At 43.0% G+C, this 22650-nt stretch carries 38 protein-coding genes; all 38 read right to left on the bottom strand.

All coding sequences use genetic code 11. The features are described 5' to 3' along the window. Positions 1–867, bottom strand: a complete 867-nt coding sequence (locus ACOZ9X_RS20425) for an energy-coupling factor ABC transporter ATP-binding protein (RefSeq protein ID WP_423419732.1) — start codon at positions 865–867, stop codon at positions 1–3. Further along, positions 852–1682, bottom strand: coding sequence for an energy-coupling factor ABC transporter ATP-binding protein (locus ACOZ9X_RS20420; RefSeq protein ID WP_423419731.1), 831 nt, complete (start codon positions 1680–1682; stop codon positions 852–854). Before ACOZ9X_RS20420 ends, ACOZ9X_RS20425 begins: the two co-directional genes overlap by 16 nt. A gap of 392 nt (positions 1683–2074) precedes the next feature. Next, positions 2075–2437 carry a 50S ribosomal protein L17 gene (gene rplQ, locus ACOZ9X_RS20415; RefSeq protein WP_066237878.1) on the bottom strand — a complete coding sequence of 121 codons (363 nt, stop codon included), beginning with the start codon at positions 2435–2437 and terminating at the stop codon, positions 2075–2077. Between the two features lie 58 nt (positions 2438–2495). Beyond that, entirely contained in the window at positions 2496–3440 is a 945-nt protein-coding gene (locus ACOZ9X_RS20410) for a DNA-directed RNA polymerase subunit alpha (protein ID WP_066390697.1), read from the bottom strand. A gap of 143 nt (positions 3441–3583) precedes the next feature. After that, complete coding sequence (gene rpsK, locus ACOZ9X_RS20405) at positions 3584–3979, bottom strand: 30S ribosomal protein S11 (RefSeq protein WP_066237883.1); 396 nt, start codon at positions 3977–3979, stop codon at positions 3584–3586. A 20-nt stretch (positions 3980–3999) separates the two neighbouring features. Next, positions 4000–4365: a 30S ribosomal protein S13 gene (gene rpsM, locus ACOZ9X_RS20400; protein ID WP_066390695.1), complete on the bottom strand. Its 366-nt coding sequence runs from the start codon at positions 4363–4365 to the stop codon at positions 4000–4002. Positions 4366–4386: 21 nt separating this feature from the next. Then, positions 4387–4500 carry a 50S ribosomal protein L36 gene (gene rpmJ, locus ACOZ9X_RS20395; protein ID WP_007203526.1) on the bottom strand — a complete coding sequence of 38 codons (114 nt, stop codon included), beginning with the start codon at positions 4498–4500 and terminating at the stop codon, positions 4387–4389. A gap of 35 nt (positions 4501–4535) precedes the next feature. Then, positions 4536–4754, bottom strand: a complete 219-nt coding sequence (gene infA, locus ACOZ9X_RS20390) for a translation initiation factor IF-1 (RefSeq protein WP_066237890.1) — start codon at positions 4752–4754, stop codon at positions 4536–4538. Further along, on the bottom strand, positions 4747–5070 hold the full coding sequence (locus tag ACOZ9X_RS20385) for a KOW domain-containing RNA-binding protein (protein WP_066390694.1): 324 nt from the start codon (positions 5068–5070) through the stop codon (positions 4747–4749). Before ACOZ9X_RS20385 ends, infA begins: the two co-directional genes overlap by 8 nt. 14 nt (positions 5071–5084) lie before the next feature. Beyond that, positions 5085–5831, bottom strand: a complete 747-nt coding sequence (map, locus tag ACOZ9X_RS20380) for a type I methionyl aminopeptidase (RefSeq protein WP_197134178.1) — start codon at positions 5829–5831, stop codon at positions 5085–5087. Then, on the bottom strand, positions 5828–6481 hold the full coding sequence (locus ACOZ9X_RS20375; RefSeq protein ID WP_066390692.1) for an adenylate kinase: 654 nt from the start codon (positions 6479–6481) through the stop codon (positions 5828–5830). The genes map and ACOZ9X_RS20375 overlap by 4 nt, the downstream gene beginning before the upstream one ends. 68 nt (positions 6482–6549) lie before the next feature. Further along, a complete protein-coding gene (secY, locus tag ACOZ9X_RS20370) occupies positions 6550–7851 on the bottom strand; it encodes a preprotein translocase subunit SecY (protein ID WP_066390690.1) in 1302 nt (433 codons plus the stop codon). Continuing rightward, a complete protein-coding gene (gene rplO, locus ACOZ9X_RS20365; RefSeq protein WP_066390689.1) occupies positions 7851–8291 on the bottom strand; it encodes a 50S ribosomal protein L15 in 441 nt (146 codons plus the stop codon). Before rplO ends, secY begins: the two co-directional genes overlap by 1 nt. 31 nt (positions 8292–8322) lie before the next feature. After that, a complete protein-coding gene (gene rpmD, locus ACOZ9X_RS20360; protein WP_066237910.1) occupies positions 8323–8511 on the bottom strand; it encodes a 50S ribosomal protein L30 in 189 nt (62 codons plus the stop codon). A 14-nt stretch (positions 8512–8525) separates the two neighbouring features. After that, complete coding sequence (rpsE, locus tag ACOZ9X_RS20355) at positions 8526–9026, bottom strand: 30S ribosomal protein S5 (protein WP_066237913.1); 501 nt, start codon at positions 9024–9026, stop codon at positions 8526–8528. Positions 9027–9040: 14 nt separating this feature from the next. After that, complete coding sequence (rplR, locus tag ACOZ9X_RS20350) at positions 9041–9403, bottom strand: 50S ribosomal protein L18 (RefSeq protein ID WP_066237916.1); 363 nt, start codon at positions 9401–9403, stop codon at positions 9041–9043. A gap of 31 nt (positions 9404–9434) precedes the next feature. Next, positions 9435–9974: a 50S ribosomal protein L6 gene (gene rplF / locus ACOZ9X_RS20345; protein WP_066390685.1), complete on the bottom strand. Its 540-nt coding sequence runs from the start codon at positions 9972–9974 to the stop codon at positions 9435–9437. A 24-nt stretch (positions 9975–9998) separates the two neighbouring features. Continuing rightward, positions 9999–10397 carry a 30S ribosomal protein S8 gene (gene rpsH, locus ACOZ9X_RS20340; protein ID WP_066390683.1) on the bottom strand — a complete coding sequence of 133 codons (399 nt, stop codon included), beginning with the start codon at positions 10395–10397 and terminating at the stop codon, positions 9999–10001. Positions 10398–10429: 32 nt separating this feature from the next. Next, positions 10430–10615 carry a 30S ribosomal protein S14 gene (rpsN, locus tag ACOZ9X_RS20335; protein ID WP_066390681.1) on the bottom strand — a complete coding sequence of 62 codons (186 nt, stop codon included), beginning with the start codon at positions 10613–10615 and terminating at the stop codon, positions 10430–10432. Positions 10616–10639: 24 nt separating this feature from the next. Continuing rightward, entirely contained in the window at positions 10640–11179 is a 540-nt protein-coding gene (gene rplE / locus ACOZ9X_RS20330) for a 50S ribosomal protein L5 (RefSeq protein WP_066390678.1), read from the bottom strand. Positions 11180–11205: 26 nt separating this feature from the next. Continuing rightward, positions 11206–11517 (bottom strand): 50S ribosomal protein L24, encoded by a 312-nt coding sequence (gene rplX, locus ACOZ9X_RS20325; protein ID WP_066294477.1) that lies wholly within the window; start codon positions 11515–11517, stop codon positions 11206–11208. Positions 11518–11574: 57 nt separating this feature from the next. Then, positions 11575–11943 (bottom strand): 50S ribosomal protein L14, encoded by a 369-nt coding sequence (rplN, locus tag ACOZ9X_RS20320; protein ID WP_066237936.1) that lies wholly within the window; start codon positions 11941–11943, stop codon positions 11575–11577. 45 nt (positions 11944–11988) lie between these two features. Continuing rightward, positions 11989–12252: a 30S ribosomal protein S17 gene (rpsQ, locus tag ACOZ9X_RS20315; RefSeq protein WP_066390676.1), complete on the bottom strand. Its 264-nt coding sequence runs from the start codon at positions 12250–12252 to the stop codon at positions 11989–11991. Positions 12253–12274: 22 nt separating this feature from the next. Further along, entirely contained in the window at positions 12275–12478 is a 204-nt protein-coding gene (gene rpmC, locus ACOZ9X_RS20310) for a 50S ribosomal protein L29 (RefSeq protein ID WP_066237940.1), read from the bottom strand. Beyond that, positions 12468–12902 (bottom strand): 50S ribosomal protein L16, encoded by a 435-nt coding sequence (gene rplP / locus ACOZ9X_RS20305; RefSeq protein WP_066237943.1) that lies wholly within the window; start codon positions 12900–12902, stop codon positions 12468–12470. The genes rpmC and rplP overlap by 11 nt, the downstream gene beginning before the upstream one ends. 2 nt (positions 12903–12904) lie before the next feature. Beyond that, a complete protein-coding gene (rpsC, locus tag ACOZ9X_RS20300) occupies positions 12905–13564 on the bottom strand; it encodes a 30S ribosomal protein S3 (RefSeq protein WP_066237945.1) in 660 nt (219 codons plus the stop codon). 3 nt (positions 13565–13567) lie between these two features. Beyond that, positions 13568–13909, bottom strand: coding sequence for a 50S ribosomal protein L22 (gene rplV / locus ACOZ9X_RS20295; protein ID WP_066237948.1), 342 nt, complete (start codon positions 13907–13909; stop codon positions 13568–13570). A gap of 19 nt (positions 13910–13928) precedes the next feature. Next, positions 13929–14207, bottom strand: coding sequence for a 30S ribosomal protein S19 (gene rpsS / locus ACOZ9X_RS20290; protein WP_066237951.1), 279 nt, complete (start codon positions 14205–14207; stop codon positions 13929–13931). Between the two features lie 57 nt (positions 14208–14264). Continuing rightward, a complete protein-coding gene (gene rplB, locus ACOZ9X_RS20285) occupies positions 14265–15095 on the bottom strand; it encodes a 50S ribosomal protein L2 (RefSeq protein ID WP_066390675.1) in 831 nt (276 codons plus the stop codon). A 28-nt stretch (positions 15096–15123) separates the two neighbouring features. Next, entirely contained in the window at positions 15124–15411 is a 288-nt protein-coding gene (gene rplW / locus ACOZ9X_RS20280; protein ID WP_066390671.1) for a 50S ribosomal protein L23, read from the bottom strand. Next, positions 15411–16034: a 50S ribosomal protein L4 gene (gene rplD, locus ACOZ9X_RS20275; protein ID WP_066390669.1), complete on the bottom strand. Its 624-nt coding sequence runs from the start codon at positions 16032–16034 to the stop codon at positions 15411–15413. The genes rplW and rplD overlap by 1 nt, the downstream gene beginning before the upstream one ends. Positions 16035–16051: 17 nt before the next feature. Continuing rightward, positions 16052–16690: a 50S ribosomal protein L3 gene (gene rplC, locus ACOZ9X_RS20270; RefSeq protein ID WP_066390667.1), complete on the bottom strand. Its 639-nt coding sequence runs from the start codon at positions 16688–16690 to the stop codon at positions 16052–16054. Between the two features lie 49 nt (positions 16691–16739). After that, positions 16740–17048 (bottom strand): 30S ribosomal protein S10, encoded by a 309-nt coding sequence (rpsJ, locus tag ACOZ9X_RS20265; RefSeq protein WP_053356198.1) that lies wholly within the window; start codon positions 17046–17048, stop codon positions 16740–16742. Positions 17049–17817: 769 nt separating this feature from the next. Beyond that, positions 17818–19008: an elongation factor Tu gene (gene tuf, locus ACOZ9X_RS20260; RefSeq protein WP_066390665.1), complete on the bottom strand. Its 1191-nt coding sequence runs from the start codon at positions 19006–19008 to the stop codon at positions 17818–17820. Between the two features lie 115 nt (positions 19009–19123). Then, positions 19124–21202, bottom strand: coding sequence for an elongation factor G (gene fusA / locus ACOZ9X_RS20255; RefSeq protein ID WP_423419730.1), 2079 nt, complete (start codon positions 21200–21202; stop codon positions 19124–19126). A gap of 75 nt (positions 21203–21277) precedes the next feature. Then, a complete protein-coding gene (rpsG, locus tag ACOZ9X_RS20250; RefSeq protein WP_066237973.1) occupies positions 21278–21748 on the bottom strand; it encodes a 30S ribosomal protein S7 in 471 nt (156 codons plus the stop codon). A gap of 45 nt (positions 21749–21793) precedes the next feature. Next, positions 21794–22216, bottom strand: coding sequence for a 30S ribosomal protein S12 (gene rpsL, locus ACOZ9X_RS20245; RefSeq protein WP_066390653.1), 423 nt, complete (start codon positions 22214–22216; stop codon positions 21794–21796). A gap of 116 nt (positions 22217–22332) precedes the next feature. Further along, complete coding sequence (locus tag ACOZ9X_RS20240) at positions 22333–22581, bottom strand: 50S ribosomal protein L7ae-like protein (protein ID WP_066237983.1); 249 nt, start codon at positions 22579–22581, stop codon at positions 22333–22335. Between the last annotated feature and the right edge of the window lie 69 nt (positions 22582–22650).

The following is a 22650-nucleotide window of genomic DNA, read 5'->3' as shown; positions in this document are numbered from 1 at the left end:
TTAGTTCCCCCTCTTCTTCAGACTCTGACTAACTTGTTCAGCCAGCTCTTCTACTGTAAACTTCGTTAAAGCAAGATGAAGTCCAGACTTCTCGTTCCACTTTTGTAAAAATTGAACGGTCTCTGGCACATCTAATCCCGCTTTCTGGAGTGCTTCTCGCTCACTAAAGATATCAGTCGGTTTACCATGCAGGTACAGTTCACCTTTATGCATCACAGCAATCTCATCTGCGTATCTCGACGCATCCTCCATACTGTGAGTAACAAGTATCGTTGTGAGGTTGTTTCGCTCATGCAGGGAATAGAACAGCTCCATGATCTCAACACGCCCAGCTGGATCAAGTCCTGCCGTAGGCTCGTCCAAGATCAGCACCTCAGGATTCATGGCAAGGACACCCGCAATCGCCACACGGCGCATCTGGCCACCGCTTAAGTCAAAAGGAGACTTCGTTAGAACGCTCTCTGGAAGTCCAACCATCTCAATTACTTTAGCAGCTGTGAGTCTAGCTGTTTCCTCAGACACACCAAAATTACGCGGACCGAACATGATATCTTTTTCTACCGTTTCCTCAAAAAGCTGATGTTCAGGATACTGAAAAACAATTCCGGCCTTTTTTCGAAGGGATTTCAAATCTTGCTTCTTACCGCCAGCTTTGAGTTCAGTACTGCCCATCTTTATCGAGCCTGCTGAAGGCTTTAACAGTCCATTAAGATGTTGGATAAGCGTAGACTTTCCGGAGCCCGTATGCCCGATCAATGCAAGGAATGTACCATCCGCGATGTCGAGGTTAATATCGTGCAACGCACGTCTTTCGAACGGAGTTCCCTCCATATATCGATGCTCTAGACGGTTTATGCTAATTTCCATAATGCATTCACCAGCTCTTCCTGCGTTAAATAGCTTTTATCAAGCTCCACACCTTTTTGGCGAAGAGCCTCACTTAACTTTAGTGAAAACGGTAAATCCAGACCGGCCGATTTCAACAGTTCACGCTGCTGAAAAATGTCTTCAGGTATCCCCTCAGCTGCCTTCTCTCCCATTTTCATGACAACAACTCTGTCTGCACTTAGCGCTTCCTCTAAATCATGAGTGATGGAAATGACAGTGATGCCTTCTTTTTTATTCAGTTCACGCACGGTATCGATGACTTCAATTCTACCGATCGGATCAAGCATCGATGTCGCCTCATCCAATACGATAACAGAAGGTTTCTGCGCCAATATCCCAGCGATCGCGACTCTTTGCTTCTGACCACCGGACAACTGATGAGGTTCCTGGTTTAAGAAAGCTTCCATTCCCACTCTTGCTACACTTTCATTGATACGCTTAACCATCTCTTCACGCGGAACGCCGAAGTTCTCAAGCCCAAACGCAATATCATCTTGTACGCTCGTACCCACGAACTGGTTGTCAGGATTCTGAAAGACCATCCCTACGAGTCTTCTCACTTCCCATATGTCGTCAGGAAGGTCTGTCGTGTACTGTGAGACATATACAGCCCCTTCAGTAGGCAATAACAGTCCGTTGAGCATTTTTGCCAACGTGGACTTTCCAGAGCCGTTATGGCCTACGATCGAAAGCCACTCCCCTTTATGCACGTCTAGCGTTACACCTTTAAGTGTAGGTGTCTCTTCTCCCGGATAATTAAAGGTCACATCTTTAACGGTAATGATGTTTTCCATGTGACATCCTCCTCTTAACTGCTGCTCATTCTAAGCTGCTCTCTGCTCGTAGCTCATTTTTCAAAAAATATTAAAGATAATGTGAGTCTTCGTGTTGATTTGATTGTAAAAAGAATACGGTGCAGGGTATAAGGGCCAATAATTCATGAAATCTTGGAGATAATTCTAGAAAATTCGGCGTTATTCCGGCGAGTTATCGCATTAATCCGGCGAGTTTTAACTATATATCGGCGAATCGACACAACACGACAAAAATAAAACACCGTATACCCTCAACTTCAATACAAATACCCAATCCACACACATTCCTGATACAACTTAAAAGTTCAGGATAAAATAAAAAAGGGCAAGATTGTCATTGAAGACTTGATCCCGCCCTTTCATACGTTTTATTAAACTAATTCAATGATAACCATTGGTGCACCATCACCACGGCGAGGGCCGATTTTTGCGATGCGAGTGTAACCACCGTTACGCTCTGCATAGCGAGGTGCAAGATCACTGAAAAGCTTTTGTAGAGATCTTTGTCCAGACTCAGCGTCTGCTACTTCGTTACGAAGGAACGATGCAGCTTGACGGCGAGCATGAAGGTCTCCACGCTTACCAAGCGTAATCATTTTCTCAGCAAATTTACGAACTTCTTTTGCACGTGCTTCTGTAGTTTCAATACGCTCGTTGATGATTAAATCAGTAGCTAAATCACGAAGCATTGCTTTACGAACCGCAGATACACGACCTAACTTTTGGTATCCCATGCTTGTATTCCCTCCTCTGCGCGTTTCTCTCTCGTCTTGAAAAAGCGCGTATTACGAATTAATCGTCAGCGCGTAATGAAAGACCTAGCTCTTCAAGTTTCTCTTGAACTTCTTCAAGAGATTTCTTTCCAAGGTTGCGTACTTTCATCATGTCTTCTTCAGACTTATTCGCAAGTTCTTGAACTGTATTAATGCCAGCACGCTTTAGGCAGTTATAAGAACGAACAGAAAGATCAAGTTCTTCGATCGTCATCTCAAGTACTTTTTCTTTTTGGTCTTCTTCTTTTTCTACCATAATCTCAGCGTTCTGAGCTTGATCTGTTAAGCCAACAAAAATGTTTAAATGTTCGCTAATGATCTTCGCACCAAGAGAAACTGCTTCCTCTGGACGAATGCTCCCATCTGTCCATACATCAAGCGTTAGCTTATCATAGTTTGTTACTTGTCCTACACGAGTGTTTTCCACTTGATAGTTTACACGCGAAATTGGCGTGTAAATAGAATCAACAGGAATTACTCCGATCGGCAGGTCTTCGCGTTTATTGCCTTCTGCCTGTACATAACCACGACCACGTTTTGCATGAAGCTTCATTTGGAAATGAGCTCCTTTTGCTAGTGTTGCGATATGAAGATCCGGGTTAAGGACTTCAACATCGCTGTCATGTGTAATGTCGCCAGCTGTTACAACACCGTCACCTTGTACATCGATTTCAAGTGTCTTCTCTTCATCAGAGTAAATCTTCATTGCAAGTTTCTTTAGGTTTAAGATGATGGTTGTAACATCTTCAACTACACCTTCAACTGTAGAGAACTCATGCAATACGCCATTGATCTGAATAGATGTAACTGCTGCACCAGGTAGTGAGGACAACAAGATACGACGCAAGGAATTGCCTAGTGTAGTCCCGTATCCACGTTCAAGTGGTTCAACAACAAACTTTCCGTATGTGGCATCGTCGCTGATTTCAACCGTCTCAATTCTTGGCTTTTCGATTTCGATCATTCAACTGAACCCTCCTTCAAACGTCGAATCTCGGCTGGAGGTTTCCAGCCGAAATTCCCCATAGGCATTCCGACTTATCATTTACCAAAACTTTCACTATAACCATTATAGACAAGTTATAGAAATATATACCGTGTATATTGTTACACGCGACGGCGTTTTGGCGGGCGGCAACCGTTGTGAGGTACAGGAGTAACGTCACGAATAGCTGTTACTTCTAAGCCTACCGCTTGAAGGGCACGGATTGCTGCTTCACGTCCAGCACCAGGTCCTTTAACGGATACTTCCAACGTTTTCATACCATGTTCCATTGCAGTTTTACCAGCTGTTTCAGCTGCCATTTGTGCTGCGAACGGAGTAGACTTACGAGAACCTTTAAATCCTAGGTGACCAGCAGTCGCCCAAGAGATTGCGTTCCCGTGCGTGTCAGTGATCGTAATGATCGTGTTGTTGAATGTAGAACGGATATGTGCTACGCCGACTTCAACATTCTTTTTGACACGACGTTTACGTGTATTAGTCTTACGTGCTTTTGCCATTTAGAGTTTACCTCCTTTACTTACTTTTTCTTATTCGCTACTGTACGACGAGGTCCTTTACGAGTACGGGAGTTGTTCTTCGTGTTTTGACCACGTACTGGTAATCCACGACGATGACGAACACCACGATATGCTCCGATCTCGATTAGACGCTTGATGTTTAGTGATACTTCACGACGAAGGTCACCTTCCACTTTGTGTCCATCGATGACTTCGCGGATTTTATTTAATTCATCTTCAGTAAGATCACGAACGCGTGTATCTTCAGAAACTCCAGCTCCAGCAAGAATTTGCTGTGCTTTTGTTTTACCGATACCGAAGATGTATGTTAAAGAGATTACTACTCGCTTATCACGAGGAATATCTACACCTGCAACACGTGCCATAATTTTTGCACCTCCTGTATATTAACCTTGTTTTTGTTTATGTTTCGGATTTTCACAGATCACCATTACAGTGCCTCTGCGGCGAATCACTTTACATTTTTCACATATTGGCTTGACTGATGGTCTTACCTTCATTGTTTATAACCTCCTTATGTCACGGAGTACATTGATTATTTAAAACGATACGTTATACGACCACGTGATAAGTCATACGGAGACAATTCTACGGTTACTTTATCCCCTGGAAGAATTCGAATGTAGTGCATACGAATCTTTCCAGAAACGTGCGCTAGAACTTTGTGTCCGTTTTCTAGTTCAACACGAAACATGGCGTTCGGAAGAGGTTCAATTACTGTACCTTCGACCTCAATAACATCATCTTTAGCCATCGACTTGATCTCCCTTCTTCAGAGCAATGACTTTCTCGTCGGAAAACTTCGCTACTGCATAACGCAATTTGCCATTGGTTACACGACCTGTTTCAAGAATGCTTTTAACAACTTCCGGAGAAGTAAAATCCAGCAGTTCTAAGTGGTTTAGGTTCTTGCGCTTGGCTCGATCAAACTTTCTCTTGTCACCATCTGCTACGAGGACGAAACGCCCATCGAGAATACCGACAATCACACCTAACCGATCTGCGTCTCTTCCTTTTAGTATCCGAACCAGTTGACCTATGTTCGGTACCGAATCAGATTCGCTTACCATCTCATCACCTTCACTTAGATCTTTGTTAAGATTTCAAAGCCTTCTTCCGTAATGACAACCGTGTGTTCAAAGTGAGCACACCATTTGCCATCCGTTGTGACAACCGTCCAGTTATCGGATAATGTTCGAACATAGCGAGTTCCCGCATTAATCATAGGCTCTATTGCTAGAACCATGCCCTTTTTCAGCACCGGCCCTTTACCAGGCGGTCCATAATGAGGAATTTGCGGGTCCTCATGTAAGTCCTGGCCTATTCCGTGTCCGACATATTCGCGAACAACAGAAAACCCTTCACCCTCAGCATACTTTTGTATCTCATGAGAAATGTCAGTTAACCGGGCACCGGCTTTTGCTTTTTCAAGTCCTTTATATAAAGACTCTTCGGTTACATCCAGAAGTTTTTGAGCTTCATCTGAAATCTCGCCAACTCCATACGTCCAAGCGGAATCACCGTGGTATCCTTTGTACTTCGCCCCAATATCTATAGAGATAATGTCGCCATGGTTGAGTACGCGTTTACCTGGAATTCCGTGCACAAGTTCTTCATTTACAGAAGCACAGATGCTCCCACTAAAACCATTATAGTTTTTAAATGAAGGAATTGCACCTTGGCTGCGGATAAACGTATCAGCAATTTTATCCAGTTCCTTAGTAGTTATGCCAGGCTTAATGTGTTTTTTTAACTCTTGATGAGTTAAGGCAACAATGCGACCTGCCTCCCGCATGATTTCAATCTCTCGCGGTGTTTTGCAGATTATCATTTCGCCAATCCCCCAATAAGTTGGTCAATGTCTTGAAAGACTTTGTCGATATCCTGATCACCATTCATGTTTTTCAGGTAACCTTTTTCACCATAAAAATCAAGCAGTGGTTTAGCCTGCTTCATGTTTACATTTAAACGGTTTCGAACGGTCTCTTCATTATCATCTTGACGTTGGATAAGCGTACCGCCGTCTTTATCACATACTCCTTCAACCTTTGGCGGGTTGAATATTACATGATACGTGCTTCCGCATGTTTGGCAAATCCGACGACCTGTTAATCGCTGCATAAGCTGATCAGAATCTACTGATATGTTTAACACATAATCAATCGTTCTTCCAAGCTCTGTTGTGATTTCTTCCAGTGCTTCCGCTTGGGCAACTGTCCGAGGGAATCCATCTAGTAAAAATCCTTTTTCGCAGTCCTTTTTAGAAAGTCGGTCACGTACGATACCGATTGTAACTTCGTCAGGAACGAGGTTACCCGCATCCATGTACGATTTTGCCTCAAGTCCAAGAGGAGTCTCCTCTTTAATTGCTGCTCGGAACATATCTCCAGTAGAGATATGAGGTATTCCGTATTTCTCAACAATTCTTTCTGCTTGAGTACCCTTACCTGCTCCGGGCAATCCCATTAAGACTAGATACATCTAATCCCTCCATAAATCACAATCGTCTTTTTTTAAGAGCGTGTGGGAAGATGAATCTTCCCGTGCTCTTATTTAATGAAGCCTTTGTAGTGTCGCTTGATCAGCTGACTCTCAATTTGCTTCATGGTGTCTAGTGCCACACCTACAACAATCAGCAAGCTTGTTCCACCAATTTGAATGGCTGGCGGAAGGTTCAAACCTGGAATTGCTGTAAAGACAACTGGCAGGACTGCAATTGCAGCCAGGAATAGAGATCCAACAAATGTTAATCGATACAGAATTCTTGTTATATAAGTTTGAGTGTTAGCTCCTGGACGAATGCCAGGAATGTATCCACCCTGCTTCTTTAAGTTTTCCGCCATTTGCTCCGGATTTACTTGGATGAACGTATAGAAATACGAGAATCCAATAATAAGGAGCGCATATATAATCATTCCGACTGGTTTCGTGTAGTCAAACGTGTTGATAATCCAAGTCGTAACATCATTCTGTCCGAAGAAGCCGGCAACAGTTCTTGGCGTGATGATCAAGGAAATCGCGAAGATAACCGGGATAACACCTGCTGCATTAACTTTAATCGGAAGATGAGTTGACTGGCCGCCAACAGGCTTTGTTCCAACGACTCGCTTTGCATACTGAATCGGGATTTTCCGAACACCTTGTTGAATAAAGATAACACCCATAATAATGAGTACAATCGCAAGAGCAAGCAGTACAATCGTTACAATATGCATGAATAACTGATCGTTACCACCTTCAAATTGCGTTGTGAAAAGCTGGTTAACTGCTGTAGGAATAGCTGCGGCAATCCCCGCAAAAATCAGAACTGAAATTCCGTTTCCAATCCCCTTAAGGGTAATCTGCTCACCTAACCACATTAAGAATGCAGTACCTGCAGTTAAAACTAACGCGATAAAAAGATACGTAGACATACTAGGGTTTTGAATAAGTCCTGGGAAAAGATTGTTAAAACCGATAGACATACCGATTGCCTGGATAAAACCAAGAACAATAGTTCCATAACGAGTGAATTGAGCTAATTTCTTTCGCCCAACTTCACCTTGCTTACTCCACTCCGTAAATTTAGGAACAACGTCCATCTGCAGAAGCTGCACGATGATCGATGCTGTAATATACGGCATGATACCCATAGCGAAAATGGAGAAGTTCTGTAAAGCTCCACCGCCAAACGTATTCAAAAAACCAAAAATGTTAGCACTGTCGCCTGTACTGAATTTCAGTACATCGCGATTTACGCCTGGTACTGGGATAAATGTTCCTAGACGGAACACTACCAGCATAGCAAGTGTAAACAATATCTTGTTTCTCAGATCACCCACACGCATAATGTTGGAGATTGTCTGGAACATTAGATCACCTCAGTAGTTCCGCCCGCTGCTTCAATTGCTTCTTTAGCAGAAACAGAGAATTTGTGCGCCTTAACTGTAAGCTTAGCTTCTAACTTGCCATTTCCTAGAACTTTAATTCCGTTTTTAAGACTGCTAACTACTCCTGTTTCGATAAGAAGTTCCGGAGTAACTACTGTGCCCTCTTCAAAACGAACTAGCTTCTCAAGATTTACAACTGCATACTCTTTACGAGTAGGGTTTGTGAATCCGCGTTTCGGTAAACGACGTGCTAGTGGATTTTGTCCACCTTCGAATCCAGGTCTAACACCACCGCCTGAACGAGAGTTTTGACCTTTATGACCACGACCACTTGTTTTACCATTGCCTGATCCGATACCGCGACCTACACGGTTGCGAACTTTACGGGATCCTTCTGATGGCTTCAACTCATGAAGTTTCATCTGAGCACCTCCTCATGATTTATTTATCTTATTAAGCTTCTAATTCTTTCACTGTTAAAAGGTGAGACACCTTGTTAACCATACCGCGGATAGCCGCGTTATCTTCGTGTACAACCGTCTGGTGCATTTTGCGCAAACCAAGTGTCTTAACAACGATACGTTGGTTTTCAGGACGGCCGATAACACTACGAGTGAGGGTGATTTCTAATTTCTTAGCCATCTAAAGTTCCCTCCTTAACCTAAAAGCTCTTGTACTGATTTACCGCGAAGTTTCGCAACGTCTTCAGCACGCTTTAAATTTTTCAAACCTTCGATAGTTGCACGAACCATGTTGATTGGGTTGTTAGATCCAAGTGACTTAGAAAGGATGTCACCTACACCAGCAAGCTCCAATACTGCACGTACAGGTCCACCAGCAATTACCCCAGTACCTTCAGATGCAGGCTTAAGAAGTACGTTACCTGCTCCAAAGCGTCCAATTACTTGGTGAGGAATTGTTGTTTTTACGATCGGTACAGTTACTAAGTTCTTCTTAGCATCTTCAATCGCCTTACGGATCGCTTCTGGTACCTCTTGGGCTTTACCAGTACCGAATCCAACGTGACCGTTTTTGTCACCAACTACAACTACTGCAGCAAAGCGGAAACGACGTCCACCTTTTACTACCTTAGCTACACGGTTAACGGTAACGACGCGTTCTTCAAGTTCAAGTTTGTTAGGGTCGATACGCATCAGGTTCCCTCCTTCGATTAAAATTCTAACCCAGCTTCACGAGCTGCGTCTGCTAATGCTTTAATACGTCCGTGATATAAATATCCGCCTCGGTCAAATACTACCGATTTGATTCCTTTTTCAACTGCGCGCTTTGCGATTTCTTGACCAATCGCTTTAGCAGCATCTACGTTTCCACCGTTTTCTACACTTACACCTTTATCAAGGGAAGATGCAGATACAATTGTTACACCTGCTTGATCATCGATCAATTGAGCATAGATGTGCTTTGTAGAACGGAATACGTTCAAACGAGGACGTTGTGCTGTTCCGCTTACAACGCGGCGAACACGAGCATGTCTTTTCTTACGAGCGACATTCTTATCTGCTTTCGTGATCATCCTTTGCACTCCTTTCCGCTACCTAACGGCTTTATTTACCAGTTTTACCTTCTTTACGGCGAACGAATTCACCTTCGTAACGAATACCTTTACCTTTGTAAGGCTCAGGTGAACGAACTGAACGGATGTTTGCAGCAACTTCACCAACACGTTGCTTGTCAATACCCTTAACGATTACCTTCGTGTTAGAAGGTACTTCGATGTCGATTCCTTGCTCAGGAACGATTTCAACAGGATGAGAGTAACCTACGTTAAGTACAAGCTTGTTACCAGCTTTGGAAGCACGATATCCAACCCCGATAATTTCTAGAGCTCTTTCATAACCGTTAGTTACACCGATAACCATGTTGTTTAGTACGCTACGAGTTGTACCATGCAATGCACGGTGCTCTTTGTGGTCGCTCGGGCGTTCCACAGTAATTTCGTTATCTTGAACATTAATCTTAATGTCAGCATTGAATTTGCGAGAAAGTTCACCTTTAGGGCCTTTTACAGAAACCGTGTTGTCAGTTGCAACATCGATTGTAACGCCACCTGGAACTTCAATGGGTTTGTTACCTACGCGAGACATGTTGACACCTCCATTCGCTATTTATTACCAAACGTACGCTAGTACTTCGCCACCCATTTGTGATTGGCGAGCTTCTTTATCAGTCATAATGCCTTTAGAAGTAGATACGATCGCAATACCAAGTCCTCCAAGTACACGTGGAAGATCAGTTGATTTTGCATAAACACGTAGACCAGGCTTAGAGATACGCTTAAGACCTGAGATTACACGCTCATTGTTAGAACCGTACTTAAGGAAGATACGAATCATTCCTTGTTTGCTATCCTCTACATATTCCACATCGCGAACAAAACCTTCACGCTTTAGGATTTCTGCGATTTCTTTTTTCATATTAGAAGCAGGAAGCTCCAATTTATCGTGACGAACAGTGTTTGCGTTGCGGATACGAGTAAGCATATCTGCAATTGGATCTGTCATAACCATTACTAGTTACCTCCTTCCCTTTTTTCAGGGTATTACCAGCTGGCTTTTTTAACGCCAGGAATTTGACCTTTGTAAGCAAGTTCTCTGAAACAAATACGGCACAGTTTGAACTTGCGGATTACTGAATGAGGACGCCCGCAACGTTCACAGCGCGTATATTCTTGCACTCCGAACTTTTGCTTGCGTTGTTGCTTAGCAATCATGGATTTCTTTGCCACGGGTAAACCTCCTTTGGCTAAAGGTTATTTTTGGAACGGCATTCCGACTTGTGTAAGAAGCTCACGTGCTTCTTCGTCAGTGTTCGCAGTCGTTACGATAACGATGTCCATTCCGCGAACTTTGTTTACTTTATCATAGTCGATCTCTGGGAAGATCAATTGCTCTTTAACTCCAAGCGTGTAGTTACCGCGGCCGTCGAAAGACTTCTTGGAAACCCCGCGGAAGTCACGTACACGTGGAAGGGAAACGCTGATTAACTTATCAAGGAAGTCATACATGCGCTCTCCGCGAAGTGTAACTTTTGATCCGATCGGCATACCTTCACGAAGTTTGAATCCAGCGATAGATTTCTTAGCACGCGTGATCACAGGCTTTTGACCAGCGATTGCTGTAAGTTCCTCTACTGCTGTATCTAACACTTTAGAGTTGGATACTGCTTCACCAACACCCATGTTGATAACGATTTTTTCGATCTTTGGTGCTTGCATTACTGATGTGTAATTAAACTTTTCCATTAGAGATGGTAAGATCTCTGCTTTATATCGCTCTTGTAGACGGTTCATTATGTGTCCTCCTTTCACTCTGAGACTTATTTATCTAGGGTTTCACCAGATTTTTTGGCCACACGAACTTTTTTCCCATCAACTACATTGTAGCCTACACGAGTAGGAGCACCAGTTTTAGGGTCAAGAGGCATTACGTTAGAAGCATGAATTGGTGCTTCTTGGCTAAGGATTCCACCTTGTGGATTAGCTTGAGAAGGTTTTGCGTGTTTCTTAACAACGTTCACGCCTTCAACAAGCACTCTGTTTAGCTTCGGATAAGCTTCAAGGATCACACCTTGTTTACCTTTATCCTTGCCGGAAATAACTTGTACTTTATCGCCTTTTTTCACATGCAATGGCATTGTGATGTTGCACCTCCTTACAAGACAATAAACGCCTTGCTAGTAAATATATTAAAGAACTTCTGGAGCAAGAGATACGATTTTCATAAATTGCTTGTCACGAAGTTCACGTGCTACTGGTCCGAAGATACGAGTTCCTCGAGGACCTTTATCATCCTTAACGATTACAGCCGCGTTCTCATCAAAGCGGATGTAAGATCCGTCGTTACGGCGCATACCACGCTTAGAACGTACCACTACCGCTTTAACAACGTCACCTTTCTTAACAACGCCACCTGGTGTTGCGGACTTAACCGAACAAACGATAATGTCACCAACGTTAGCGTACTTACGACCAGAACCACCAAGAACTTTAATGCAAAGTAACTCTTTCGCACCGGAGTTATCAGCTACTCTTAAACGGGATTCTTGTTGAATCATGCGAATGGACCTCCTTTCGGATATGAGTATAATCCGAACAATTTATTAAATAATTACTGCTTCTTGTACTACTTCAACTAGACGGAATCGCTTGTCTTTAGAAAGCGGACGCGTTTCCATAACCTTTACGATATCGCCAATCTTAGCAGTGTTGTTTTCATCATGCGCTTTTAACTTTTTAGAGTATTTAACGCGTTTGTTATATAAAGTGTGAGTCTTGTATGTTTCAACAAGCACTGTAATCGTTTTGTCCATCTTGTCAGAAACAACACGACCAGTGTACACCTTGCGCTGGTTACGTTCACTCATTGTGCGAACCTCCTCTCAAGATTTAACCGTTAGTAATCCCAAGCTCTCTTTCGCGTAAAACCGTTTTTGCACGGGCAATTGCTTTACGAACTTCACGAATGCGGGCCGGGTTTTCAAGTTGACCTGTCGCTAGTTGGAAACGAAGGTTAAAAAGCTCTTCTTTAAGTGCTTTTGCTTTTTGTTCAACTTCTGCAGTGGTCAGGTTACGAATATCATTAGCCTTCATTTGTGTCACCACCCACTTCTTCGCGTTTAACAAACTTACATTTTACAGGAAGTTTGTGTGCTGCAAGACGCAACGCTTCGCGTGCCACTTCTTCAGAGACACCTGCGATTTCAAACATAACTTTTCCTGGCTTAACTACAGCAACCCATCCTTCAGGAGCACCTTTACCAGATCCCATTCGGACTTCTAGAGGCTTTGCAGTGTAAGGCTTAGACGGGAAAATTTTAATCCATACTTTACCGCCACGCTTCATATAACGAGTCATCGCAATACGAGCTGCTTCGATCTGACGGTTAGTAATCCAGCTAGCTTCAAGAGCTTGCAAACCGAATTCTCCGAAATGAACTTCAGTACCGCCTTTTGCGTTCCCACGCATTTTACCGCGGTGTTCACGACGATATTTAACACGTTTTGGCAATAACATAATTATTTGCCTCCTTCCTCTTTTTTCGTTCCTCTTGTTGGAAGGACCTCACCACGATAAATCCAGATTTTAACTCCAAGCTTACCGTAAGTTGTGTCTGCTTCAGCAGTACCGTAATCGATGTCTGCACGAAGTGTGTGAAGAGGAACTGTACCTTCACTATAATGTTCAGCACGAGCGATATCAGCTCCGCCAAGACGGCCTGACACTTGTGTTTTGATACCTTTCGCACCCATACGCATTGCACGTTGGATCGCTTGCTTCATAGCACGACGGAAAGATACACGGTTTTCAAGTTGACGAGCGATGTTTTCAGCTACTAGCTTAGCATCAACGTCAGCTTGTTTGATTTCAAAGATGTTTACGTGAACTCTTTTACCAGTGATGTCGTTAAGGGCTTTACGAAGTGCTTCAACTTCAGATCCACCTTTACCAATAACCATTCCTGGTTTAGCAGTTTTGATTGTGATATTCACACGGTTAGCTGCACGTTCGATTTCAACACCTGATACAGCAGCGTCTTTTAAACGCTTTTCAATATAAGAACGGATCTTAAGGTCTTCATGTAAAAGATTAGCGTAATCCTTTTCAGCGTACCATTTTGAATCCCAGTCACGGATGACGCCAATACGTAGACCTATTGGATTTACTTTTTGACCCACGTCTTAACCCTCCTTCTTTTCAGAAACAACGATTGTGATGTGGCTAGTACGTTTGTTGATTCGGCTTGCGCGACCCATCGCACGAGGACGGAAACGCTTAAGAGTAATACCTTCATCAACGAACGCTTGCTTAATCACCAAGTTGTTCGGTTCCATTTCATAGTTGTGTTCTGCGTTTGCGATAGCAGACTTAAGCACCTTTTCAATTACAGGAGAAGCTGCTTTAGGCGTCAAACGTAGAATCGCAAGTGCCTCACCTACTTGCTTGCCTCGAATCAAGTCGATTACGATGCGAGCTTTACGAGGAGCAATACGCACTTGTTTAGCAATTGCTTTTGCTTCCATTTTGTGTACCTCCCCTCAATTAACGTCTTGTTTTCTTATCATCAGCTGCATGGCCTTTGTAAGTACGAGTAGGTGCAAACTCACCTAACTTGTGACCGACCATATCTTCTGTACAATAAACCGGCACGTGCTTACGACCATCATAAACAGCGATTGTGTGACCGATGAAGTCAGGGAAAATCGTAGAACGACGAGACCAAGTTTTAACTACTTTCTTGTCGTTAGATTCATTAAGTGCCTCGACCTTTTTCATCAAGTGGTCATCTACAAAAGGCCCTTTTTTCAAACTGCGACCCATTTGAGAACCTCCCTTTGTGTTTGCGCTACGGCTCGATTGAACCGTAGTACAATCACATTATTTTTTGCGACGACGTACAATGTACTTGTCAGTTTGGCTATTTTTCTTACGAGTTTTATATCCAAGAGTTGGTTTACCCCATGGAGACATTGGTGATTTACGTCCGATTGGAGCGCGTCCTTCACCACCACCGTGTGGGTGATCGTTAGGGTTCATTACAGAACCACGAACTGTTGGGCGGATACCCTTCCAACGAGAACGACCTGCTTTACCAACGTTTACAAGTTCATGCTCTAAGTTTCCAACTTGACCGATAGTTGCGCGGCAAGTAAGAAGGATCATACGAACTTCACCAGAACCTAGACGAACTAGCGCATACTTTTCTTCTTTACCAAGAAGTTGAGCTTCAGCACCAGCTGAACGAGCCAATTGTCCACCTTTACCAGGCTTAAGTTCGATGTTGTGAATTGTAGAACCTACAGGAATGTTAGCTAATGGAAGTGAGTTACCTACTTTAATATCAGCTTCAGTACCGGACATGATTTCTTGCCCTACTTTAATTCCTTTTGGAGCTAAGATATAACGCTTCTCACCATCTGCATAGTGGATTAGCGCGATGTTAGCCGTACGGTTCGGATCGTATTCGATTGTAGCAACGCGACCTGGTATTCCGTCTTTGTTACGTTTGAAATCGATGATACGATATTTACGCTTGTGTCCTCCACCTTGGTGACGAACAGTTAGTTTACCTTGGTTGTTACGCCCAGCTTTTTTGCTAAGAGGAGCAAGCAAGGATTTTTCTGGTTGGTCAGTTGTAATTTCAGCAAAGTCAAGCTGAGACATGTTACGACGACCGTTAGTTGTCGGTTTAAACTTTTTGATACCCATTGTAATTTCCCTCCTTTACGAGTTCTTTTTAAACTCCTTCAAAAAAGTCGAGTTCTTTGCTTTCTGGAGTTAATGTAACTACAGCTTTTTTACGTTTAGAAGTGTAACCAGTATGACGGCCTACACGCTTAAACTTACCTTTGTAGTTAGCAGTGTTAACAGATTGAATTTTCACGCCAAAGATTTCTTCTAGTGCGCCTTTGATTTGAGTCTTAGTAGCACGAGGGTTAACTTCGAACGTGTATTTTTTGTCAGCCATTATTTCAGTAGAACGCTCTGTAATAACGGGGCGCTTAATCACATCACGAGCTTCCATTATGCGAGCACCTCCCCTACTTTTTCCACAGCGTCTTTAGTCATAAGAAGCTTGTCGTGGTTTAACACGTCAAGAACACTAACGCCGTTAGCCGTAACAACTGTTACGCCAGGGATGTTACGTGCAGACAATGCAACAGCGTCATTGTAATCAGCAGTTACAACTAATGCTTTACGATCTGCGGATAGATTTGCAAGTACTTGCATCATTTCCTTTGTTTTAGGAGCTTCGAATGCAAGTCCTTCTAAAACGATTAAGTCGTTATCTAGAACCTTAGAAGATAGCGCTGATTTAATAGCTAAGCGACGAACCTTCTTAGGTAATTTGTAAGAATAGCTTCTTGGTGTTGGTCCGAAAACCACTCCACCGCCAACCCATTGTGGAGAACGGATAGATCCTTGACGAGCACGTCCAGTACCTTTCTGTTTCCAAGGCTTGCGTCCACCACCAGCAACTTCAGAACGGTTCTTTACATCGTGCGTTCCTTGGCGCTGTGATGCTTGCTGCATAATAACAGCGTCGAAAAGCACGCTTTTATTTGGTTCAATACCGAAAACGGAATCGTTTAATTCGATATCGCCAGCTTGAGTACCATCTTGTTTAAATAATGCTACTTTTGGCATCAGATTGTCCTCCTTCCTTATTTAGCATCCTTTGCTTTAACAGCAGAGTTAATTGTAACGTAGCTCTTTTTCGCTCCAGGTACGTTACCTTTGATTAGTAGAAGATTACGTTCTGCATCAACTCTTACAACTTCTAAGTTTTGTACAGTTACTGTATCTCCGCCAGTACGTCCAGGTAATGCTTTCCCTTTGAAAACACGGTTAGGGTCAACTGCACCCATTGAACCAGGACGACGGTGGTAACGGGAACCGTGACTCATTGGTCCGCGTGATTGCCCGTGACGTTTGATAACACCTTGGAATCCTTTTCCTTTAGATGTACCAGTAACGTCTACAGCGTCACCTTCTGCAAAAATGTCAGCTTTGACTTCCTGACCAACTTCGTATCCCGCAACATCAACATTACGGAATTCTTTAACGTAGCGCTTAGGGCTCGTGCTAGCTTTAGCAGCATGTCCTGCTTGTGGCTTGTTAGAACGAGAGTCTTTTTTATCATCAAATCCAAGTTGGATAGCTTCGTAGCCATCATTCTCAACGGATTTCTTTTGAAGAACAACGTTAGGAGTTACTTCTACTACAGTAACTGGAATTAGATCTCCGTTTTCTGCGAAAACTTGAGTCATACCAATTTTTCTACCTAAGATTCCTTTGGTCATTCGTCACACCTCCTATTAATAAGTAAAATATTTATAAGCAAACGTGAAATTATAGTTTAATTTCGATGTCTACACCAGACGGTAGATCCAAACGCATTAACGAATCAACTGTTTGTGGTGTTGGCTCGATAATATCGATCAAGCGCTTATGAGTACGCATTTCGAACTGCTCACGAGAGTCCTTGTACTTATGAACCGCACGAAGGATCGTGTAGATCGCTTTCTCAGTAGGTAGTGGGATAGGACCAGATACCTTTGCTCCTGAACGCTTAGCAGTTTCTACGATTTTTTCAGCTGATTGATCAAGAATTCTGTGATCATACGCCTTTAAACGGATACGAATCTTTTGCTTTGCCATTTTTTTCCCTCCTTTATTCGCCTATTTTGATAAACAGACATTGCTCCGCGGAAATTCAACCTGATATCACCAGCCATGGCAAAGGGGCCTAGTGTGTCAGCAACCTTCCGGATCATCGCAGTGAATGACCAACATTACTTATTATAGAGAAAAGCAACGCCCAATGCAAGTGTTATTTGCATTTATTTATTGCTAATCGCACTTTTTCTATTATAGAGACTTTATCAGCAGATTTCAACTTCCTTTTTCTTCTTTTGCATATTTGAATGTGTTTCTTCTATATATATAGAAGAGATGCGATTGTTAGTAGTGAACTTAGATTGGATAAGCCTAGTAGCGTTGCGAATGAAGTTGTTTTTACAACTCGCAGGATTATGCTCCAAATATCAGGAATTACAGTTTGATATATCGTCCAGTGGAGCCACTCTCTTTACAGACTGCTCGTATATTGCTTTTTCTTAATTGTTTCTAGAGAATTTATTATCGCTCATATCTATAGATGATCGCTTTAAAATCCTCGTCTCCTTTGACAGTTGATTGGAGTGGAAGTGCGAGACTCCTGCGGGACAGGTGGGCAGGTGAGACACTTATACGTGAAACGTACGAATGTGGCTCACCGCCTGCCCCGTGGAAAGCGAGCAGCCTGGAACGGAAATCAACTACTTTCACAAGCAACAAAGCTTATGAAAACATCCTTTACTAAAAACGAATCCGACATACAAAAAAACACCCTCCAAAAGGAGAGTGTTTTTATAAAAGAGTAATAAGATTACTCAGTGATTGTTGCAACTACGCCTGCACCAACTGTACGTCCACCTTCACGAATAGAGAACTTAGTTCCTTCTTCGATAGCGATTGGAGCGATTAGTTCTACAGTCATCTCAACGTTATCTCCAGGCATAACCATTTCTACGCCTTCAGGAAGTTGGATGATACCAGTTACGTCAGTTGTACGGAAGTAGAACTGAGGACGGTAGTTAGAGAAGAATGGAGTGTGACGTCCACCCTCTTCTTTTGAAAGAACATAAACTTCTGATTTGAACTTAGTGTGAGCTTTAACAGTACCTGGCTTAGCAAGAACTTGTCCACGCTCAACATCTTCACGAGAAACCCCACGAAGAAGTGCACCAATGTTGTCACCAGCTTCAGCATAGTCAAGAAGCTTACGGAACATTTCAACACCTGTTACAGTTGTTGATTTTGGCTCTTCAGTAAGACCAAGGATCTCAACTACGTCACCAACTTTTACTACACCACGCTCAACACGTCCAGTAGCAACTGTACCACGACCAGTGATTGAGAATACATCCTCAACTGGCATCATGAATGGCTTTTCAGTGTCACGTGGAGGAGTTGGGATATAAGAATCTACAGCGTCCATAAGCTCGTAGATCTTAGCTTCCCAATCAGCGTCTCCTTCAAGAGCTTTAAGAGCAGAACCTTTGATTACAGGAATATCATCTCCTGGGAAGTCATACTCAGAAAGAAGGTCACGAACTTCCATTTCTACTAGCTCAAGAAGTTCTTCGTCGTCTACCATGTCACACTTGTTCATGAATACAACAAGGTAAGGTACACCTACTTGACGAGAAAGAAGGATGTGCTCACGAGTTTGTGGCATTGGGCCGTCAGCAGCAGATACTACTAGGATCCCACCATCCATTTGTGCTGCACCAGTGATCATGTTTTTAACATAGTCAGCATGTCCTGGGCAGTCTACGTGTGCATAGTGACGAGAATCAGTTTCATACTCAACGTGTGCAGTTGAGATTGTGATTCCACGTTCGCGCTCTTCTGGAGCACCGTCGATTTGGTCATAAGCCATTGCTACACCCTTACCGTTTTTCTTAGCAAGAACAGTAGTGATAGCAGCTGTTAAAGTTGTTTTACCATGGTCAACGTGACCGATAGTACCAATGTTAGCATGCGTTTTGGAACGATCAAATTTCTCTTTACCCATGAGAAAGATTCCTCCTTAAATATGTTTACATATAGTAGATTTTTTATTTAAAACGAACAGTTTGTACTGCCCATTTTAGATTACATGAAAATGTTGTTTCTTACAACCGAAGAGATTAAGCTCCAGTTGATTTTTTGATGATTTCTTCAGAGATTGACTTAGGTACTTCTTCGTAGTGATCGAAGTGCATTGAGTAAGTACCGCGGCCTTGTGTACGAGAACGCAAGCTAGTTGCATATCCGAACATCTCAGCAAGTGGAACCATCGCTTTAACGATTTGTGCGTTACCACGAGCTTCCATACCTTCAACACGTCCACGACGGGAAGTTACGTCACCCATGATATCACCCATGTACTCTTCAGGAACCGTTACTTCAACTTTCATTATCGGCTCAAGAATTGCAGGGTCACACTTTGATTTAGCGTTCTTAAGAGCCATTGAACCGGCAATCTTAAACGCCATTTCGTTGGAGTCAACATCATGGTATGATCCATCAACGATACGAGCTTTAAGGTCAAGTAATGGGAAACCAGCAAGCATTCCGTTTTTCATTGATTCTTCGATACCAGCTTGAACTGCAGGGATGTATTCACGAGGAACTGCCCCACCAACGATTTTGTTTTCAAATACGAATCCAGATCCTTCATCACCTGGCTCGAATTCAACCCAAACGTGACCGTATTGTCCACGACCACCAGACTGACGAACGAATTTACCTTCGACTTTAGCAGCTTGGCGAATTGTTTCACGGTAAGCAACCTGAGGAGCACCCACGTTAGCTTCTACCTTGAATTCACGGCGCATACGGTCAACTAGGATGTCAAGGTGAAGCTCACCCATACCTGCGATGATCGTTTGTCCAGTTTCTTCGTTTGTTTCAGTACGGAATGTTGGATCTTCTTCAGCTAGCTTAGCAAGCGCCATACCCATCTTGTCTTGGTCTGCTTTAGACTTCGGCTCGATAGATAGTGAGATAACTGGCTCTGGGAATACCATGGATTCTAAGATAACAAGGTTCTTTTCATCACAAAGTGTATCACCAGTTGTAGTGTCTTTAAGACCTACAGCAGCTGCGATATCTCCAGCGTATACGATAGAGATCTCTTCACGGGAATTTGCGTGCATTTGAAGGATACGTCCAACACGCTCGCGCTTTCCTTTAGTAGAGTTCTGTACGTATGATCCTGAGTTTAGTGTACCTGAGTACACACGGAAGAATGTCAACTTACCAACATAAGGGTCAGTCATAACTTTAAATGCAAGTGCAGAGAATGGTGCTTCGTCACTTGATTCACGAGTTACTTCTTCTTCAGAGTCAGGAAGTACACCTTTAATAGCTGGTACATCGATCGGCGATGGAAGGTAATCAAGAACTGCGTCTAGCATAAGCTGAACACCTTTGTTCTTAAATGCCGAACCACACATTACTGGGTAGAACTCAACGTTACAAGTTCCTTGACGGATACCTGCTTTAAGTTCTTCGTTCGTAATTTCTTCGCCTTCTAAGTACTTCATCATCATTTCTTCATCTAGCTCAGCAACCGCTTCGATAAGTTTTCCACGGTATTCTTCAGCTAAAGGCATGTGCTCTTCCGGAATGTCACGAACTTCGATATCAGTACCAAGGTCGTTTCCGTAGAATACAGCTTTCATTTCGATAAGGTCGATGATTGCTTCGAATTGGTCTTCCGCACCGATCGGTAATTGGATCGGGTGAGCGTTAGCACCAAGGCGGTCATGAATCGTTTTAACGGAGTATAAGAAATCCGCACCGATCTTGTCCATTTTGTTTACGAATACTACACGAGGTACCCCGTAAGTAGTCGCTTGACGCCAAACTGTTTCTGTTTGTGGTTCAACACCTGATTGAGCATCAAGTAATGCAACCGCTCCGTCTAATACACGTAATGAACGTTCTACTTCAACTGTAAAGTCTACGTGTCCTGGTGTATCAATGATGTTGACACGGTGACCTTTCCATTGAGCAGTTGTAGCAGCGGAAGTAATCGTGATTCCACGCTCTTGTTCCTGCTCCATCCAGTCCATTTGTGAAGCTCCTTCATGAGTTTCACCAATTTTGTGGATACGGCCAGTATAGTAAAGAACACGTTCAGTAGTCGTTGTTTTACCAGCATCGATGTGAGCCATGATACCGATATTACGAGTATTTTTTAAGGAGAATTCTCTAGCCATGAATTTCTCTCCTTCCCTTTTTAAAAGGAATTTTTATAGTGTTTTAGAGACAGTCCGAGAACTGTCTCTATGATTTTACCAGCGGTAGTGAGCAAACGCTTTGTTTGCTTCTGCCATTTTGTGCATATCTTCGCGCTTCTTAACTGAAGCACCAGTGTTATTAGCAGCATCCATGATCTCATACGCAAGACGTTCTTCCATTGTCTTTTCTCCGCGTAGACGAGAGTAGTTCGTTAGGTAACGAAGTCCTAGTGTTGTACGACGCTCTGGGCGAACTTCAACTGGTACTTGGTAGTTAGCTCCACCAACACGGCGAGCACGAACTTCAAGAACTGGCATGATATTTTTAAGAGCTTGTTCAAACACTTCCATAGGATCTTGGTTCGTACGTTCTTTAATAAGATCGAACGCATTGTACAAGATTGTTTGAGCTACCCCTCTCTTACCGTCAATCATAATTTTATTGATTAGACGAGTTACAAGCTTAGACTTGTAAATTGGATCAGGTAACACATCACGACGAGCAACAGGTCCTTTACGTGGCATGTGGTCCCCTCCTTTCTGATAGTTGTTTAGTTTATTTTAAAAATATTACTTCTTAGCTTCCTTTGGACGCTTCGTTCCGTATTTAGAACGACCTTGCATACGGTTGTTAACACCAGCCGTATCAAGTGCACCACGAACGATGTGGTAACGTACCCCCGGTAAGTCTTTTACACGTCCTCCACGGATAAGAACAACACTGTGCTCTTGAAGGTTGTGGCCAATACCAGGAATGTAAGCTGTAACTTCGATTCCGTTTGTTAGACGAACACGCGCATACTTACGAAGCGCCGAGTTCGGCTTCTTAGGAGTCATAGTACCAACACGAGTACAAACTCCACGCTTTTGCGGAGATGAAACGTTAGTTTGGGACTTTTTGAAGCTGTTGTAACCTTTGTTTAACGCAGGAGAGTCAGATTTCTTTGATTTAGAAACACGACCTTTGCGAACTAATTGGTTAATTGTAGGCATTTTGTATTTCCTCCTCTCTTTTTTCGTAATACCACCGACCCAGGTGGTTCATTTTAGGACAAAAGAAAGTTTTTGCGAGAGGAGCGATATTGATGCCCATCGCAAAAACATGAATTTTATCCTTTTATCGCAACAGTTGCGGCCCCGACATCTATACCGCATGCTTTTCCAAGCTTTTTCATGGAATCAACCTTTACGATCGGTACGTGCTTCTCTTCGGCAATCTGCAATACTTTGCTCGTTACTCGAAAATCTGCGTCTTCCGCAACGACCAGCTCTTTGACCTCGCCGTTCTGTAAAGCTTTGATTGTTTGCTTAGTACCTACGATAATTTCAGAAGCCTGTGTCACTTTTTCATAAGACATACGAATATCCTCCAAAGTAACAAATCTTAGGAGCACATCCGTAATCATATCACCGATGCGCTCCCGATG

This window comes from Fictibacillus nanhaiensis (genome assembly GCF_049537595.1).
In the GTDB taxonomy this organism is placed as follows: domain Bacteria; phylum Bacillota; class Bacilli; order Bacillales; family Fictibacillaceae; genus Fictibacillus; species Fictibacillus nanhaiensis_F.
Note: the sequence above shows the minus strand (reverse complement) of the source record. Positions and strands in the feature narration are given on the sequence as shown.